At 43.4% G+C, this 17,655-nt stretch carries 12 protein-coding genes; 9 read left to right on the top strand and 3 right to left on the bottom strand.

Annotated features, from left to right (window positions below; translation table 11 throughout):
* Positions 1–42: 42 nt before the first annotated feature.
* Positions 43–1,086: a DUF6709 family protein gene (locus tag ROSEINA2194_RS14465; RefSeq protein ID WP_007889008.1), complete on the bottom strand. Its 1,044-nt coding sequence runs from the start codon at positions 1,084–1,086 to the stop codon at positions 43–45.
* A 70-nt stretch (positions 1,087–1,156) separates the two neighbouring features.
* On the opposite strand from ROSEINA2194_RS14465, the gene ROSEINA2194_RS14470 reads away from it, so the two are divergent.
* The 4 genes from ROSEINA2194_RS14470 to ROSEINA2194_RS14485 all read left to right on the top strand — a co-directional run bounded on the left by ROSEINA2194_RS14470 (position 1,157) and on the right by ROSEINA2194_RS14485 (position 5,949).
* Positions 1,157–1,912 carry a class I SAM-dependent DNA methyltransferase gene (locus ROSEINA2194_RS14470; RefSeq protein WP_044928290.1) on the top strand — a complete coding sequence of 252 codons (756 nt, stop codon included), beginning with the start codon at positions 1,157–1,159 and terminating at the stop codon, positions 1,910–1,912.
* Between the two features lie 62 nt (positions 1,913–1,974).
* A complete protein-coding gene (hslO, locus tag ROSEINA2194_RS14475; protein WP_007889012.1) occupies positions 1,975–2,844 on the top strand; it encodes an Hsp33 family molecular chaperone HslO in 870 nt (289 codons plus the stop codon).
* Positions 2,844–4,766, top strand: a complete 1,923-nt coding sequence (locus tag ROSEINA2194_RS14480) for an NAD(+) synthase (protein ID WP_007889014.1) — start codon at positions 2,844–2,846, stop codon at positions 4,764–4,766. Before hslO ends, ROSEINA2194_RS14480 begins: the two co-directional genes overlap by 1 nt.
* A gap of 4 nt (positions 4,767–4,770) precedes the next feature.
* Positions 4,771–5,949 (top strand): aldo/keto reductase, encoded by a 1,179-nt coding sequence (locus tag ROSEINA2194_RS14485; RefSeq protein ID WP_007889016.1) that lies wholly within the window; start codon positions 4,771–4,773, stop codon positions 5,947–5,949.
* A gap of 8 nt (positions 5,950–5,957) precedes the next feature.
* Here ROSEINA2194_RS14485 and ROSEINA2194_RS14490 read toward each other — a convergent pair whose 3' ends face one another.
* The gene (locus ROSEINA2194_RS14490) at positions 5,958–6,632 is read right to left on the bottom strand and encodes a phosphatase PAP2 family protein (RefSeq protein WP_044928292.1); all 675 of its coding nucleotides are present in this window, start codon (positions 6,630–6,632) and stop codon (positions 5,958–5,960) included.
* Between the two features lie 374 nt (positions 6,633–7,006).
* On the opposite strand from ROSEINA2194_RS14490, the gene ROSEINA2194_RS14495 reads away from it, so the two are divergent.
* From ROSEINA2194_RS14495 to ROSEINA2194_RS14505, 3 genes are all read left to right on the top strand, one after another.
* Positions 7,007–8,755: a L,D-transpeptidase family protein gene (locus ROSEINA2194_RS14495; protein ID WP_007889022.1), complete on the top strand. Its 1,749-nt coding sequence runs from the start codon at positions 7,007–7,009 to the stop codon at positions 8,753–8,755.
* A 270-nt stretch (positions 8,756–9,025) separates the two neighbouring features.
* Positions 9,026–10,075, top strand: coding sequence for a hypothetical protein (locus tag ROSEINA2194_RS14500; protein ID WP_007889025.1), 1,050 nt, complete (start codon positions 9,026–9,028; stop codon positions 10,073–10,075).
* A 30-nt stretch (positions 10,076–10,105) separates the two neighbouring features.
* The gene (locus ROSEINA2194_RS14505) at positions 10,106–14,050 is read left to right on the top strand and encodes an alpha-amylase family glycosyl hydrolase (RefSeq protein ID WP_007889027.1); all 3,945 of its coding nucleotides are present in this window, start codon (positions 10,106–10,108) and stop codon (positions 14,048–14,050) included.
* An 87-nt stretch (positions 14,051–14,137) separates the two neighbouring features.
* Here ROSEINA2194_RS14505 and ROSEINA2194_RS14510 read toward each other — a convergent pair whose 3' ends face one another.
* Positions 14,138–16,186 carry a beta-galactosidase gene (locus ROSEINA2194_RS14510; RefSeq protein ID WP_007889029.1) on the bottom strand — a complete coding sequence of 683 codons (2,049 nt, stop codon included), beginning with the start codon at positions 16,184–16,186 and terminating at the stop codon, positions 14,138–14,140.
* Between the two features lie 369 nt (positions 16,187–16,555).
* Between ROSEINA2194_RS14510 and ROSEINA2194_RS22210 the strand changes: the two genes are divergently transcribed.
* Both ROSEINA2194_RS22210 and ROSEINA2194_RS22215 read left to right on the top strand, forming a co-directional pair.
* Complete coding sequence (locus ROSEINA2194_RS22210) at positions 16,556–17,008, top strand: LacI family DNA-binding transcriptional regulator (protein WP_252832663.1); 453 nt, start codon at positions 16,556–16,558, stop codon at positions 17,006–17,008.
* Complete coding sequence (locus ROSEINA2194_RS22215) at positions 17,005–17,562, top strand: substrate-binding domain-containing protein (RefSeq protein WP_007889031.1); 558 nt, start codon at positions 17,005–17,007, stop codon at positions 17,560–17,562. Before ROSEINA2194_RS22210 ends, ROSEINA2194_RS22215 begins: the two co-directional genes overlap by 4 nt.
* Positions 17,563–17,655: the final 93 nt, after the last annotated feature.

The raw sequence follows: 17,655 nt of genomic DNA on the forward strand, positions 1-17,655 counted from the left end.
CTACAGGATCTGCGACACTACGCCAATTAAACTCCGGTTACATCAGATCCGCTTTTTCAGGAAGGCGATAAATTTCTCAAAGTTCATTGGCGTTCCCTGTATTTTCTGTACTTCCAGCCGGTTTTTCTCATTGAATCCGACCAGAATGTTATGATTTGCCTCCGCAAGGTAATCCATGATACCATCAATATCGGATTTTATATTCTTCGGGCACTGGATATACAAATGCCTGTTGGCACTGATATGCAGTGTGTAGGAAATACTGAAATGATACCAGAAAAACTTATGGAGAGTGGAGTACTTATAAATCCATATAATCTGGTCGATCGGGATGATCGCATTTCCATAAATAGAGGTTTCAATAAAATAATGTTCTGTGATAAACATATCCTCGGTTGCTAACTGAGGAAGTGTTGCAAGTTCTTCTTCCGCCTGCTCTAGCAGCTTCTTCGGATTGCCAAACAGGGCGAGATCCTGACAGCACGGCGAGAGTACCGGAAAGAAAATAAACAGAATATAAAGCACAAGACAAAGAATCGCATAAATACCTGTGCCAAATATGACTGTAAAAAGAATCGTATTTATGGTACGATTGTAATCCGGTTCACTGATATAATATCCGGATACCTTACTCTGAATACCGCTTTCTGTCCAGCTTAAATCTTCTGCCATATTTTTTAAAAGTGCATGGAAAGATTCAGAGGACTTTTTGATTTTTCCCGTCAATTTTACTTCATCAATGGAAGGAAGCCCTTCTTCACAGGTAGAAGGAGAAAGCAGTACGATGATACATTCATCATTCCGGATTGTGTAATAATAATAACCGGAAGTCCCGGCAAAGTTGCTTCTGGTGTATCCGGTGAATTTTAAATCTGTCAGTGTGGTATGCATGTTGGCAGCGTCATTGCGGTAGGCGGATTCCAGTGGGACATCATCCGTCAGATGCACCGGAAATAAAAGATCCGTCAGTGAAAATACATGCCATAGGACGATCACAATGATCAGATATACAATTGGTGAAAAAAGTCGCCGTTTATATAATGCTTTTATGTTTTTTGTGATATAATGGTCGTAATTCTCGGGCATAAAAAACCTCACTTTAAAATACTACTTGTAGTATAAGGGTTCGTGAAAAAATAATCAAGGAGAGAAAACATTGGAAGCATACAGCAGTTTTGCACAGGTATATGATCTTTTTATGGATAATGTACCTTATGAGGAGTGGAGCAGATATCTTATCAGTCTGTTAAAGGAGTATCAGGTGACAGATGGCACCGTGGTGGAACTCGGCTGTGGTACCGGAAAAATGACAAGGCTTTTGGCAGATGCAGGCTATGATATGGTGGGAGTGGACAATTCTGCCGAAATGTTAGAGATCGCAGGAGAGCGCCAGGAGGAAGAAGAGCGGAATGATATTTTATATCTTCTTCAGGATATGCGGGAGCTGGAATTGTTTGGAAATATCCGGGCAATTGTAAGTGTCTGCGATTCGATGAACTATATTTTGAAACCGGAAGATTTGAAAAAAGTATTTGGGCTGGTAAAAGAATATCTCGCAGAGGACGGTGTGTTTATTTTTGATCTGAACACCGTGCATAAATACCGGGATCTGATGGGAGAATGCACCATCAGTGAAAACCGGGAAGAGAGCAGTTTCATCTGGGAAAACTATTTTTATGAGGATGAGATGGTCAATGAGTATGACCTGACGCTTTTTATCCGGGAGGAAAGTGACCTCTATCGGAAATACGAGGAACTTCATTATCAGAAAGCCTACGAATTAGAGCAGGTGAAAGAGCTGCTTTTGCAGGCAGGCATGGAGTTTGTGGCAGCGTATGACGCGTTTACCCATGATCCGGTGACGGCAGAGAGTGAGCGCATGTATATCATTGCAAGACCGAAGCGGATTTAAGGAATATGATATAACAGAACAGGCACTTGCCTAATATAAAATAACAGGAAAAGAGGAAAAACATGAACGATTATATTGTAAGAGCAACTGCGGCAGATCATTCCATCCGCGCATTTGCAATCACATCCAAAAACATTGTGGAAGAGGCAAGAAAAGACCATAACACAAGTCCGGTGATCACAGCAGCTCTTGGCAGGTTATTGTCCGGGGCAGCCATGATGGGAACCATGATGAAGGGTGAGAAGGATCTTCTCACAGTACAGATCCAGTGTCAGGGACCGGCGCAGGGACTGACCGTGACAGCGGATTCCGCAGGACATGTCAAGGGATTTCCGAGAGTGGCAGATGTGGAACTGCCACCGAATGTATTGGGAAAATTAGACGTAGGCGGGGCACTTGGACTTGGTGTCATGAGCGTCATCAAGGATATGGGTTTAAAAGAGCCTTATGTGGGACAGATCGCACTTCAGACCGGAGAGATCGCAGAGGATTTAACCTATTATTTTGCGACTTCGGAGCAGGTTCCTTCCGCAGTAGGACTGGGTGTTTTAGTAGATGTGGACGGTTCTGTAAAGCAGGCAGGTGGATTTATCATTCAGCTGATGCCATTTACCCCGGATGAAGTTGTGGATGCACTGGAGAAAAAAATCAGCGAGATTGCATCTGTGACTGAGATGCTGGAAGAGGGCAATACGCCGGAACAGATTTTAGAGATCATTCTGGGTGATTTTGGACTAGAGATCACGGATACACTCCCGGCAGCATTCCAGTGTGACTGCTCCAAAGAGCGCGTTTCCCGTGCAATCTCAACCTTGAGCAAAAAAGATTTGGACGATATTATCAACGATGGTGAAGCGATTGAAGTAAAATGCCAGTTCTGTAACAAGGCATATCATTTTGAAGTGGACGAACTGAAGGAGATGAGAAAGTAGTGAAACAGGGATTTGTCAAGGTGGCAGCCGTCACCCCGAAAATTGTAGTTGCGGATACAAAAGAGAACACCGCATTAATCTGCGCAGAGATTAAAAAGGCAGAGAAGGAAGGGGCAAAGATAATTGTACTCCCGGAACTTTGTATTACGGGTTATACATGCAGTGATCTGTTTTTACAGGAAAAAATGTTGCGTGAAGCAAGACAGTCGCTCCTTGAGATCGCTGCGTTTACCTTTGCATTGGACTGCATCGTGTTTGTGGGACTTCCACTCGAATACAACGGAAAGCTTTATAATGTGGCTGCCGCTGTGAGCAATGGAAAAGTGCTTGGTTTTGTGCCGAAAACATATCTGCCAAATTACAATGAATTTTATGAGGCAAGACATTTTACAAGAGGAATGGAAGAAATGGTGCAGGTAAGCCTTGGAGAAGAAGTGGTTCCAATGGGCAAAAAGTTATTATTTACCTGCCAGACCATGCCGGAACTGAAAATCGGTGTGGAACTCTGCGAGGATCTCTGGACGCCGGAACCACCGAGTATCCGTCATGCGTTAAACGGTGCGAATGTCATTGTTAATCTGTCAGCATCGGATGAGACGACCGGAAAAGACATTTATCGCGAGGAGCTGGTTGGCGGACAGTCTGCAAGGCTACTGTGCGGCTATATTTATGCGAGTGCCGGAGATGGGGAATCCACGCAGGATGTCGTCTATTCCGCGCATAATATCATTGCGGAAAATGGAAGGATTTTAAAGAAAGCGAAACGTTTTGCGAATGAAACAGTTTATTCGGAGATTGATGTTCTGCGTCTGAATGCAGAGCGCCGCAGAATGACTACATTTGAAACCAGAATGGACGGTTACACGGAAATTCCATTTGCATTGAAAATAGAAGAGACGGAACTGACCAGATACATTGATCCAATGCCGTTTGTTCCGGGCAGTAAGACAGACAGAGAGCGCCGTTGTGATGAGATTTTATCCATTCAGGCGATGGGACTGAAAAAACGTTTGGAGCATACACACTGCAAATCTGCCGTGATCGGTATCTCCGGTGGATTGGATTCTACACTAGCATTGCTTGTGACGGTGCGTGCATTTGATCTGCTCGGCATGGATCATAAAAATATTAAGGCTGTGACAATGCCGGGATTCGGAACAACGGATCGTACTTACGATAATGCGGTGAGCCTCATCAAATGTCTCAATGCGGATTTTATGGAAGTCAGTATCAGGGATGCGGTCAATATCCATTTCCGGGATATCGGACAGGATCCGAAAGTGCATGATGTGACTTACGAGAATGGACAGGCACGTGAGAGAACCCAGATTCTTATGGACATTGCAAATAAGACCGGTGGTATGGTCATCGGCACAGGCGATCTGTCGGAGCTGGCACTCGGCTGGGCGACTTACAACGGAGATCATATGTCCATGTATGCGGTGAATGCGTCTGTGCCAAAGACACTGGTCCGCCATCTTGTCCGGTATTACGCAGATACCTGTGGCGATGAAGCGTTAGAAGCGGTTCTTCTCGATGTTTTGGATACACCGGTTTCACCGGAACTTTTACCACCGGAGGATGGGAAGATTTCCCAGAAGACCGAAGATTTGGTCGGACCTTACGAATTACATGATTTTTATCTGTATCATATGCTTCGTCTTGGCTATGCGCCGGCAAAGATTTACCGTCTGGCGAAAGTTGCTTTTGTGGGAACTTATGATGATGAAACCATTTTGAAATGGTTAAAAACTTTTTACCGCAGATTTTTTGCACAGCAGTTCAAACGTTCCTGCCTGCCGGATGGACCAAAAGTCGGAAGCGTTGCTGTCTCTCCGCGTGGAGATCTGCGCATGCCTTCGGATGCGTCTGCACGGATCTGGATGGAAGAACTGGAGGCATTAAACACCGAGAGGAGATAGCAGCATGCAATATCGGAAAGATAAATATGGAAACGATATTTCTGCGCTTGGCTACGGCTGTATGCGTTTTACGAAAAAGGGGAACAGCGCAGACCTTGACAAAGCAGAAAAAGAAGTGATGGCGGCAATTGAGGCGGGGGTCAATTATTTTGACACTGCCTACGTGTATGCCGGAAATGAAGTGGCAGTGGGAGAAATTTTACACCGGAATCATTGCAGGGAGAAAATCAACCTTGCCACAAAGCTTCCGCATTATCTGATCAAGTCGATCGATGGCGTGGAAAAAATGTTTCAGGAGGAACTGCGCCGCCTGCAGACCGATTACATTGATTATTACCTCATGCATATGCTGACGGACATTCCAACCTGGGAGAAATTGAAAAAACTGGGGATGGAAGAGTGGATCAGGGAGAAGAAAGCGTCCGGGCAGATTCGGCAGATCGGATTTTCCTATCACGGTAATTCCGCGATGTTCTGTCAGTTAGTAGATACTTACGACTGGGATTTCTGTCAGATCCAGTACAATTATATGGATGAACATTCTCAGGCTGGTGTGGAAGGACTGCGTTATGCGAACCGGAAAGGACTTCCGGTTATTATCATGGAGCCGCTTCGTGGCGGACGTCTGGTGAACCTTCTCCCGGAATCTGCGAAAGAGTTATTCCGCAGGGATGAAAAACATCGCACTCCGGCAGAACTTGCGTTGAAATGGCTTTACGACCAGCCGGAAGTGACCTGTGTGCTCTCCGGCATGAATTCCATGGAGATGGTGGAACAGAATGTAAAAACTGCCAGCGAGTCACTGGTGGGATGTCTCACGCCATCCGACCGGGAGCTGATCGAAAAGGTAAAAGATGAGATTAAGAAAAATGTAAAAGTGGGATGTACAGGATGTGGTTACTGCATGCCATGCCCAAAAGGAGTGGATATTCCGGGTACATTCCGCTGTTATAATGCGATGTATTCCGAAGGAAAAAAATCGGGAAGAAGAGATTACCTGCAGTGTACTGCATTTCGAAAAGATACGAGCAGTGCATCCCAGTGTATTTCCTGTGGAAAGTGTGAGAAGCATTGCCCGCAGCATATTGAAATCCGCAAGGAGCTGAAAAATGCTGCAGCAGAACTTGAGGATGTGAAGTATAAAGTTATGAAAACAGGAATCCAGCTACTGAAATTGTGGTAAAAACATAGTTAGATCTGTCTTGGCTTGCGCACCGGTTTTGCAACGGTGACAGCAGCCCAGTTGGTTGTGTATACAACGGAGTACATAAATACGGCAAGTACCATACCGGTGACAACGTCGAAAACGGAGTGCTGTTTCAAAAACATTGTGGATAAGATAATGAGTACCATCAAAACAGCGGAACCATAGCGTACAGCTTTGTTCTTTTTGAAATTGTCACTGTGCCATACGGCAATATTCACGGCGATGGAGTTAAAGACATGTACGCTTGGAAACAGGTTTGTCGGTGTATCCGTTGCATACAGCCATTTTACCATCTGGATAAAAATATTATTATGTTCAAAATAAGCTGGTCTCAGATAGTGACCATTCGGATAGATCGTTGAGATCACAAGGAAAACGGTCATTCCGGTAAAAAGCATTGCACAGAGTTTAAAATATTCATCTTTATTTTTAAAATAAAAATATCCGACAGCCCACGCGACATATCCAAACCATAAAAGATAAGGAACAATAAAGTATTCACAAAATGGGATCCTGTCATCCAATGCAGTATGTATCACATGAAAATGCGTGGTCACGGTTCGTTCCAGATGATGAAACCATGGAAAATAGATACAAAAATAAAGAAGCAAAAAAGCATGTTTGTTTTTCTCGATAAAAGCATTGAGTCTGCTTTTCATATCTGTCTTCAAAATATCACCTTCCTAACAGATTTTTATATAAAAATAAATTCTTTTTCCTTACATTGTGCGATTATAACATAGTGATTTTTAGGAAACAATTCCCTTTCTCTTTTTTTAAGAAAGATTATTGAATATTTAAAGATTTCTTAAGGTAAATGTCTGGTTTTTGTGCAACCTTACAAACAATTTCAGAAGAAAAATTTTACCATCATTGTTACGAATTAAAACAAATTCATTACGCAAATATTACGATTGCCGCAAATTGTTGACAAAGCCCTTTTTCTACCTATAATAGAGTATGGTTTTGCTGAAAATAGGCGCATATTGATACGTCTTTTTGAATAAGCTACAAAAGAGTGAGAGGAAAAATTATGAAAAAAGAAAAAAAGAATCTGACGCAGAACAATGCAGCAGGAAAATCCGCAGACAAAAAGAGGATTTTTGTCATCGCAGGTGTTGTGGTGGCGTGTCTGGCAGTTATTTATGTCGGATTTGGAATCTTTTTCCAGAGCCATTTCTGCTTTGGTACGACCATCGATGGAATAAAAGCCGGTGGTAAGTCGGTAGAAAAGATGGAGCAGCTCATCACAGAGGAGATTGACAGCTATGTGCTGAATCTCGTGGAACGTGAGGAGGGACAGGAAAGCATTGCAGGAGATTCCATTCACATTGCACCAGTGTTTAATGGCGAAGTGGAAGAATTATTGAATGGACAGAATGGTTTCGCATGGGTGGTTACACTGTTTAAACATGAGAATCTGGAACTGGCTAAGGTTGTGACATTTGATGAGAATGCATTGGACAGCGAGCTTCAGGCGTTAAACTGTATGCAGGCTGGTGCACAGCGTGAACCCGTGGATGCAACGGTTTCAGCGTACACAGCAGATGGATATTCTTTAGTTCCGGCAGATTATGGTACGACCATTGATAAAAGTGCATTCAAAAAAGCGGTGGAGGATTCCATTTTAGTTCTCGCAGATGAACTTGATCTGGATGAGGCAGACTGTTATGTGAAGCCGAAGGTTGAAGACGATAATGAAAAACTGTTGGCAGTTATTGATGAGATGAACAGCTATGTGGGAACTACGATCACTTATGATTTTGACGTTGCAAAAGAAGTGCTGGATGGGGAGCGTATTTCCGAGTGGCTTTCCGTGGACGATGATTTAAATCTTGTGGTGGACGAGGAAGGTGTTCTTTCCTTTGTAAAGGAGCTTGCAAGTAAATATAATACCTGTTATAAACCGAAAGAGTTGAAAACATCTTATGGTTCCACTGTGACGATTTCCAATGGACCTTATGGATGGAAAATCAACAATTCCGAGGAAGTGGCACAGATTTTAGATGATCTGAAAGCCGGAAAAAAAGTGGAACGTGAACCGGTTTATTCCCAGACTGCGAACAGCCATGGTGAAAATGATTACGGTAATTCCTATGTGGAGATCAATCTCACTTCACAGCATTTGTTTGTATATAAAGATGGGGTGCTGGTGACCGAGTCTGACTTTGTATCCGGAAACGTGGCAAAAGGGCATACAACACCGGGTGGAGCATTTATGCTTACCTATAAAACCATGAATGCCGTACTGCGCGGACCGGATTATGAGACGCCGGTTACATACTGGATGCCATTTAACGGAGATATCGGAATGCATGATCTGACATCCAGAAAAGCATTTGGTGGAGACATTTATAAGACAAGAGGTTCCCATGGATGTATCAATCTTCCATATGCGGCAGCAAAGAAGATATATGAGACGATCGACAAGGGTTACTGCGTATTGGTTTATAATCTTCCGGGAACGGAAAGTGACAGTGTGAAACAGAAAGAGGCAGCTGCGGTTGTCAATACGATCAACAGTATCGGAACTGTTACATTAGAAAGCGAACCTGTTATCGTGGCAGCAAGAACAGCATACGATGCGTTATCTGATACAGCAAAGAGTTATGTTACCAATTATCAGACACTTGTGGATGATGAGGCAGCACTGGCAGCCTTAAAGAGTGGCGCTGCAGCGGCTGCACAGCAGCCTGCGGCAGACCAGACGGCGCCGGCGGGAGGCACAGATATCACTGCAGATCCGGCAGCGCAGGCGACGGATGGAACTGTGGCACAGTAGAAAGTAGAATTTTCGAAAAAATAGAACCAAAATTCAGAGAAAACTTTGAATGATGGTTCTATTTTTTTGCCTGAAAATTGAAAAATGTGCAATTTTGCACTCTAATTGGTTAAAATCCACAAAAATTTGGACGAGATTTCGGGATTTATTACGTATAGAATAATACAATATTTTAGAATACAATAGAAATGCGAAAAAAAACGAAAACATGTGAAGAGGGGGATTATCATATAATCACATGCAAGTAGGGGAGAAAAAGGAGAAGGAAGAATGAGAAAGTTGACGAAAAGCTTTCAAAAGAGGCAAAGCATTGCAAGCAGAGTACTGTGTTTTCTGCTAGTGCTTGCAATGGTAGTAACAATGGTTCCGGCGCTTGGCGGTGGAAACAGTACGGTGCAGGCGGCGGAGAATCCAACTGTGAGGTTGTATTTTGAAAAACCGGATGATTGGAATATCCCGGCATTTAACTATTGGAATGAATCCGATGTTGAAGTAGACAATGGGGATGCAGAAAAGGTGGAAGTCTGGACGAGTCAATCAAAACCTGCTATGTTGAAAGATGAATCAACAGGTTATTATTATATTGATATCCGGACGAACAGCATCAGTGGCTTTCAGATTGTAAACGGTGGAACTGGTGTAGGAAACCCGGCAGAAAAGAAATTTGAAAACTGTGCCATTATTGATGCAATTAATTCGGCAACATCAGATACATCATTTTATCTTTTAAAGAATGATAATGGAATGTCATGGTACTTAGACAAAGATAAAAATCAGGTGTTACCAGAGAAAGAAAAAGCAGCTGCACATAAAGTTATAATTTATTTTGAAAAACCAGAAAATTGGAAAACGCCTGTTATCAATCTATGGGGCGGCGATTTTGTATTGGACAATCAAGGAGCTGGGGATGCGTCTATTGCTGCGTGGGGAAATCAGGACAAACCAAAGCTGGCTGTTTCAGAAGCTGAAAATATTTATACTGTTACATTAACCGGAACAACAATATCAGGTTTTCAGTTGGTAGATGCTGACACAGGAGCAGAGACACAGTTTGATGGTCAGAGCGAAGAAGTGAAAGCCATCAATGCCATCACCACAGACACCTCCATCTATTATTTAAGAGATGGAAAGGGTGGCATGAAATGGTACAAAGATGCTGACAAATCCGAAACTCTGATCGAATACAAAGAAGCAGGATATGTAAGCCCGGAGGTAAATGGACGCGAGGTAACTTTCCGTGTTCCGGTTAAGAAAAACAGGGGATGCAGCATCTGTTACGGTTCCGGGAGGAATGAATGGTTGGAAACAGGATTCATCTGATTGGGAACTTAAAAAGATGAGACAGCAGGTATGTGGTCTGGAACATTTACCATTGCACCCGGAAAATATGAATACAAATTTGCATTAAATAAAACCTGGGATGTATCGTTTTCAGATCCGGCAAATAACAGGGTAAGTGGAACAAACAGTGTTTTGATCGTCCCGGGCTTGGCTGACGGAAAAGCAGATGCCATGAAGGGAATTGAGACAGCACTTCCAGAAAAACTGACATTGTGGTCTGAAGACGGAACAAGCAGTGAAGCTCCGGTTACTTACAGTTTAAAAACTGCAAATAAAGATATTACATTAAATGGAAATAGCATTATAATCGGAAAATCTTATACAGGACAGATCGTAGAACTGACGGCAAAAGCAGAGAACGGACAGACCTCTGACTTTGTGGTCAATGTGACAGAAAAATTATATACATATACCATTTATTATTATGATTTTGATAAGACACATATGTCAGAAAATGCATCTGACTTATGGATCTGGGAGAAAAATGGTGCTGGAGCGACAGAGGGAACACCTTTTACCGCAACCGAGACACTTTCTGATGGGAATGAGTGGCTGCGCGCAGAAATAAAACTTCCATATACAGACCTTCAGATCATACCAAGATCAAAAGACGAGTGGAAATGGGAGAAGGACACGATTTCTTATAGCAACAGCGCAGGAACAGAAAATGTAACACTTTATATTGTATCCAATAGTAAACAGGCATACACAGAGATTCCAGAGCTGGTAGCACCGAGATCCCGCTACGTCATGATCGAGTACGACAGACCGGCGAAGGACTATACCGGCTGGAACATTTACACCTGGAACAGTGGATTTGGCTCTGATGTATCTGTAGCATTTGCAGACATCAATGGCAAAATGGTTGCAAAAATACCGGTAAAAGATTCAAAAGCAGATCTTAAATTGTCTTTCTGTATGAGGCACAGCACGGCAGCTGATGAATGGGAGAGCAAAGACGGCGGAGATCATTATGTGACGATCCCGGCAGACCAGTCAGTGGTAAAAGCAGTGTTCACACAGGGAGAAGGAATCACAAGAGTATTGCCATGCAACACAGGTTTTGAGCGGGATGGAGCAAATAATGCAATCCATTTTTACTACAGAAATGATGAACTGGCAGCAGAGAATAACCTTGCTTCTTTAGAAGGAAATGTAAGTATTGTGATCAACGGACAGACTTATGCAATGGCTTATGACGCAGAAAACGATCGTTTTGTATACAATCTTACAGATGTTTCCACGGGTGATTACTATTATTACTATGTGGTAAATGGAAAAGAGGAATTAGATGCATTTAATGATGTAACTGCAAACGACAGCAATGGAAAAGAATGCAGCGTATGCCACTTCAAAAAAGCAAATGTGAGCGTAGAGGCTTCTTTATCACAGTATGCAATGGATTACAATGACAACAATGTGTTATCCGTAAAATTGACAGCAAAAGACGGAGAAGGTCTTGAAACGTCTGAAATTGCAGCGATCACAGCCGATCTGAGTGAGCTGGGATTGGGAAAAGAGTTTGCGATCGAGCCGGAACTTATGGAAGGAACAATCTCCTGCCTGAATACAGTTGCAGCAGGCGTAAAAAATATTCCGGTCACAGTGAAAGATATTTATGGAAATGTATACACAACAGCGACAAACGTTACCGTCACAGAGCGCAAAAAAAGTGCCGGAGATTTCGACTGGGATGAGGCAGTGATTTACTTTGCAGTGACAGACCGTTTCTTTGACGGAGATGCAAGCAACAATGATGCTTACGGAGTAGGCGATTATAACGTTGGTGAAAAAGGCGGTTCCAGCTATCACGGTGGAGATTTTGCCGGATTAAACCAGAAACTGGATTATTTAAAAGATCTGGGTGTGAACACAATCTGGATCACTCCGATCGTAGAAAATATCACAGAGGATCAGCATGATAATGAGACAGATACCGCTACCTATGGCTATCATGGTTACTGGGCAAGTGATTTCACAAAGTTAAACAAACATCTTGGAAAAGAGCAGCAGTTCAAAGCATTACTGGATGCCGCTCACAGCAAGGGAATGAAAATCATGGTGGACGTAGTATTAAACCATGCAGGATACGGTAGAGAAGATTACTTTAACAGCATTTTAACAGATGCAGATGGAAACAGTATTTCCATGATCCGTGACTCCAGCAACACGATCAGTGGTGATGATAAATATGATTCATTGTCAGATCTGCCTGATTTTGTGACGGAAAACAAAGCAGTGACAGACCAGCTTGTTGCATGGCAGACCGAGTGGATGTCAAAATACAATATTGACTATTATCGTGTGGATACTGTAAAACATGTAGAGACAACGACATGGGCAGCATTTAAAAATTCCCTGACCAAAGTAAATCCTGATTTTAAAATGATAGGAGAGTATTCCGGTGCAGGATATGCCAACAATGCAGGAGAATTAGGAACCGGAACGATGGATGCACTTCTTGATTTTGATTTCAACGATTTTGCACAGAACTTTGTGACAGGAAATATTTCCAGCGTGGAAAATTCACTGCAGAAGAGAAACAATGCGATCAACAACACCTCTGTCATGGGAAGCTTTTTGAGCAGCCATGATGAGGACACTCTGCAGTATAAACTTGTAAATGAGAGCAAAATCAGCGAAGAAGAAGCTTACAACCTGATGAAAGTGGCAGCAACACTTCAGATTACCGCAAAAGGTCAGCCGGTGCTCTATTATGGAGAGGAGATTGGACAGGGTGGAGCCAACAACTGGCCGCTCCAGACAAACCGCCGCGACTTTGACTGGACAGAGCTGGAAAAACAGAAAGCAGACAGCAACAGTATTTACAACCACTACAAGACAATGCTTGCAATCCGCAATGCGTACACAGATGTATTTGCAAGAGGAAACAGAAGCACAGTTGCAGTTTCCGACGCAGATGGCTATGAAGTGATCAGCAGAAGTTATGGAAACAACACCTTATATGTAGGAATGAATGTGAAAGAGGCAGAGAAAGAAGTAGTGATCCCGGTAGCAGAGAGTGCCGGAACAGTTCTTAAAAACCTTTATGATGGAAAAACTTACACTGTTTCTGCTGACCGGAACGTTTCTGTTACCATTCCGGCAGCAAAAGATGGTGGAACGATTGTTTTGACAGCGGAGACAAAAACAGAACCGGCTCCGGATGAAAAACAGGATGATAAGAAGACAGATACAGCAGAGAGCAATGGAAATGCACAGTCTTCCGGAAACAACGCAAACCAGAGCACTTCTGCAAATAAGACAACTCCAAAACAGGAAGAACAGGCTGTAGCAGAAGTAACCGTGCAGGAGGAGAGTTTTGCAAATGTGATCGAGGCAGTGAATAAGGCAAAAACCGGAAGTAAAATCCGTGTAAATCTGTTAAAGACAACAAAGATTCCAGCAAATGTGTTCGAGAGTATCAAAGGAAAAGATATGAACGTAACCTTCAAGGTAAGTGATCAGGCCAGCTGGATCATCAATGGAAAAGATATCACCGGTAATGTGACAGCACCGATCGATCTTGGTCTGGTTGTGGGAACAAGTGATATTCCAAAACAGAAAGTGACAGCGCTGGCAGACGGAAATGAAACCATCCAGCTTTCCTTAAATTATGACGGAGTATTTGGCTTTGAGGGAATATTGAGACTTTCCGTTGGCAAGGACTACAGTGGAAAAATAGCAAATCTTTATTACTATAATGAGACAACCGGTAAGTTTGAGTATTATCAGGCAGTACAGGTAAAAGAAGATGGTACTGTAGACTTTAAGTTCTCACATGCATCCGATTATGTCATCGTCTTAAATGACACAGATATGAGCCAGACAACAGGCAGTGTGATCGCAAGTCCGAAGACTTCGGATAACACACCGATCGCAGCAGCAGTGATATTATTACTGTTTGGCTGTGCGCTGATGGGAACCGCATACAGAAAAAATAAACACTTCTAAATGAAATTCATAAGATGTCACTAAAAAAATATGCCGCACGAAAAATTACCTTCTCGTGCGGCATATTTTGTGTATGTGAAGGAAAAATTAATTTTCTTCCACGATCACCACGCCCCATGGTTCCAGCGAAAACGTTTCCTGTTCCATTATTTTTCTGCCGGACAATAATTCCGTGCCGGAAAATCCTTTGCAGATGGCGGTCTGTTTTTCACCGGAATAATTGAAGTAAAATCGTACCCGTTTTCCAAAATCATTGACACCTTCCCGGATAATCAAAGGAAAGTGGCATTCCGGATGTGCTAAAAGTGTTTCCGGAAGCGAGGCAAAGTAATGAACCAGAACTTTTTCCAGAAGAGCACCGTCAAACATGCTGGAGAGATACAGTGCCGAACCTTTTCCAAACTGGTTGACTGTGGCAGCTGCATATTTTTTCCAGACCGGGTGATCGTAGAAAAAGAGCGGTGTGGCGGTATCGCAGGTCACAAGATCCATCCAGTGCAGACATTTGCTGCTGTTTGTGCAGGATTCATCGGAACATGACGAGCCGACATCGGAAGCCATAAAATCAGGCAGTGTTACCGAAACATCCACCGGGTAGGTATATTGGTCATAGTGGATACCAAGACATTCCTGTAAAATGTGAGGCTGTGTGTCCGCATAAATTTTTAACTGTTCATCTGAAAAACCGGAACGGAACGTCGTGATCAGATGTCCGCCGTTTTTTACATAATCAGAAATTGCGGTGAGCAGATCTTCGGAAGCACTGTAAAGTGCAGGCACGATCAGGCACTCGTAGGAAGAAAAATCACGTTCCGCAGAGGAGATCATGTCGTACTCGATATTTAAATGGTACAGAGCATCGCCAAGCCAGCGGGCAACGGTGTTATAGCTGTAATTGCCGAGGTCTTTCAATGGGAAAAGACGCAGTCCGGTCAGGGAGTTATTGTCAAGCAGGATGGCTGCACGGTTTTTCTTTTGCAGGTTACTAAGGTGGGTGCCGATCCGCTTCCAGTCTGCGCCGATGGATGCAGCTTCCCGGTAAGTCTCATTTTCGGAAAAATCGTGTGACAGGATGCCCTTCCAATAGCTCTCAATCGCATTGTGGATTGAGTGCCAGTGCCAGTACATGACACTGTTGGAGCCGTTTGCAATGTGGCTGTAGGCCTGAAGCCTGAGCTGCCCCGGATATGGAAGCCATGCGATATTTCCCTGAGCCTGTGTCTCTAAAACAAGATAATTGTCTTTCTTTAAGCTGCGCGAGATGTTGCCGCAGAAGGTGATCTCCTCTCCGGTAAGAAGTGACTGGGAAGGATGATAAATGTCACATCCGGCAACGGTCATGCATCTGGCAGCTTCGTACTGGTTGACCTCCGGCTGATAGCCGATGGAATGGTCTGTCCAGTCGTAGTCAAAGTTCTGCGTGATGAACTGATCCGGGCGCTTGTATCCGGAAACGATCGCAGCCTGCCATGCTAAAAATCTGGTCACAAGCAGACGCTGGAATTTGGCAAATTCAGCGGCAAGGCTTTCATTGATCGTGCCACGGATATCCAGGAAATCTTCCCATGTGTTGACGCGGTTGCTCCAGTAGTCCAGCCCGAACTCGCGATTGAATTCATTGATATCCGGGTATTTTTCCTTTAAATAATCGACAAACATTGCCTGGACACGCGGACCGGCAGTGCCGTAGCTTTTGGTCTCATTGTCCAGCTGAAACCCGATGATATGCGGAACATCTTTGATATGTTCCATCATTGCGCGGATAACCCGCTCGCAGTGGAACAGATAGCCTGCGTGTGTGATATCCATATTCTGTCTTGCACCATAAATGTTCTGACCGTTATTGGTCAAAGCCAGAATATCCGGGTATTTTTTTGCCAGCCATGCCGGGATGGCGTAGGTCGGTGTCCCGACAATGACAGAAATATGGTGGCGTGCAGCCGCCTCAAGCATTTTGTCGAGATGTGTGAAATCAAAGATACCGTCTTTTGGCTCGATGGTGCTCCAGGTCGATTCTGCGATACGGATCGTGTTCATGCCTGCTTTTTCCATCATTTCCATGTCTTTTTCCACGCGGTCATATGGAAGGTATTCCGAGTAATAAGCTGCCCCGAAAAGTAAATGGTCTGTTTTCATATTGTCCCCCAAAAAAATATTTTCATATTGACAATCAGTGTGATTTTATATATCATCATCTGATAACGCAACCGATTGCGCAAATATATTATAGCATCAGGAAAAACAAATGTAAATCCGATGTTGATACGAAAAAACAGAATTGTTACCGGAACAGGGCATAAGTGAGCAGAAACAAAAGATTGTTTGGAAAATATGTAAAAATGTCATTGCTTTTTTTCGGGAATAGGATGATAATAATATTGTTGCGCAAAGGATGCGCAGCATATCAGGGCAGGACAAAGTAACATTGTGGCAGGAGCGCGAGCGATGCAGGAAGCCACAACACAATTCAGGGGAAGTAACTGCTTTGAGGAAAGAAGGGGTTTTATGGGGAAAGAAGAGAAGAAAAATATAACGATCGCAGATGTGGCAGAAGCACTTGGTGTTTCAAAAACCACTGTCTCAAGAGCCATTTCAGGGAAGGGACGGATCGGGCAGGAGACGAGAGACCGTGTATTAAAATATATTGAGGAGCATGACTATAAGCCAAACGTTATCGCCAAAGGGCTGGCGCAGTCAAAAACATATAATCTTTGTGTGGTCATGCCGGGAGATTATGATGTTGTGGATCTCACATTCTTTCAGGAATGCTTATTTGGGATTCAGGAGATCGCCGGAATTATGGAGTATGATATCCTGCTTTCCATCTGTAAAAATAACGATATCTCCTCGTTAGAGCGCATTATCTCAAACCGTAAAGTAGATGGTGTGATCCTGATGAGGACGTTTGTGGAGGATCGGCAGATAGAGTATCTTCAGGAAAAAAAGTACCGTTTGTGACGATCGGTTCCTCCAATTATACAGGTGTGATCCAGATCGACCACAATCACAAAAGTGCGTGTAAAGAACTTACGTCCATTATTTTAATGAAAGGAATGAAGCGTATTGCACTGATCGGTGGAGATGAGAACCATGTGGTCACACAGAGCCGTCTGCGGGGATTCCGGGAAGCTTATGAAAAAATGGGTGAGGTCATTGATCCGACAATGCTTTTTTTAAATCTTGATAATCATGTGGTGATCGACAAGATCGTGGAAGAGGTACTCGAGCGAAAGGCAGAATGTATTTTGTGTATGGACGATGCGGTGTGCAGCCGGGTATTGAAAAAGCTGCGTGAAAAGCATGTAAAGGTTCCAAAAGACATCCGTGTGGCATCTTTTTATAACAGTTCCGTACTGGAAAATAATGTGCCGTCCATTACATCACTTTCTTTTGATGCGAAAGAGCTTGGCATGGTTGCATGTAAAACGGTATTGGATGTGATCGAGGGTGCGGAAGTGGAGACAAGAACATTGCTTCCATACGAAGTTGTCCTTAAGGAGTCTACAAAATAAAATAGGATGAGAGAAAGCAGGTTTATTTTGCGTGAAAGAAAGCGCAGATTCTGTAGTGTTTTTACAGGTTGCGAAGGGCAGATATCAGCGCCC

The organism is Roseburia inulinivorans DSM 16841 (assembly GCF_000174195.1).
Taxonomy (GTDB): domain Bacteria; phylum Bacillota; class Clostridia; order Lachnospirales; family Lachnospiraceae; genus Roseburia; species Roseburia inulinivorans.

Excerpts from the sequence above, each read along its gene's own strand:
- ROSEINA2194_RS14465 (WP_007889008.1), bottom strand. The coding sequence starts at position 1,086 with ATGCCCGAGAATTACGACCATTATATCACAAAAAACATAAAAGCATTA.
- hslO (WP_007889012.1), top strand. The coding sequence starts at position 1,975 with ATGAACGATTATATTGTAAGAGCAACTGCGGCAGATCATTCCATCCGC.
- ROSEINA2194_RS14485 (WP_007889016.1), top strand. The coding sequence starts at position 4,771 with ATGCAATATCGGAAAGATAAATATGGAAACGATATTTCTGCGCTTGGC.
- ROSEINA2194_RS14490 (WP_044928292.1), bottom strand. The coding sequence starts at position 6,632 with ATGAAAAGCAGACTCAATGCTTTTATCGAGAAAAACAAACATGCTTTT.
- ROSEINA2194_RS14495 (WP_007889022.1), top strand. The coding sequence starts at position 7,007 with ATGAAAAAAGAAAAAAAGAATCTGACGCAGAACAATGCAGCAGGAAAA.
- ROSEINA2194_RS14500 (WP_007889025.1), top strand. The coding sequence starts at position 9,026 with ATGAGAAAGTTGACGAAAAGCTTTCAAAAGAGGCAAAGCATTGCAAGC.
- ROSEINA2194_RS14505 (WP_007889027.1), top strand. The coding sequence starts at position 10,106 with ATGTGGTCTGGAACATTTACCATTGCACCCGGAAAATATGAATACAAA.
- ROSEINA2194_RS14510 (WP_007889029.1), bottom strand. The coding sequence starts at position 16,186 with ATGAAAACAGACCATTTACTTTTCGGGGCAGCTTATTACTCGGAATAC.
- ROSEINA2194_RS22210 (WP_252832663.1), top strand. The coding sequence starts at position 16,556 with ATGGGGAAAGAAGAGAAGAAAAATATAACGATCGCAGATGTGGCAGAA.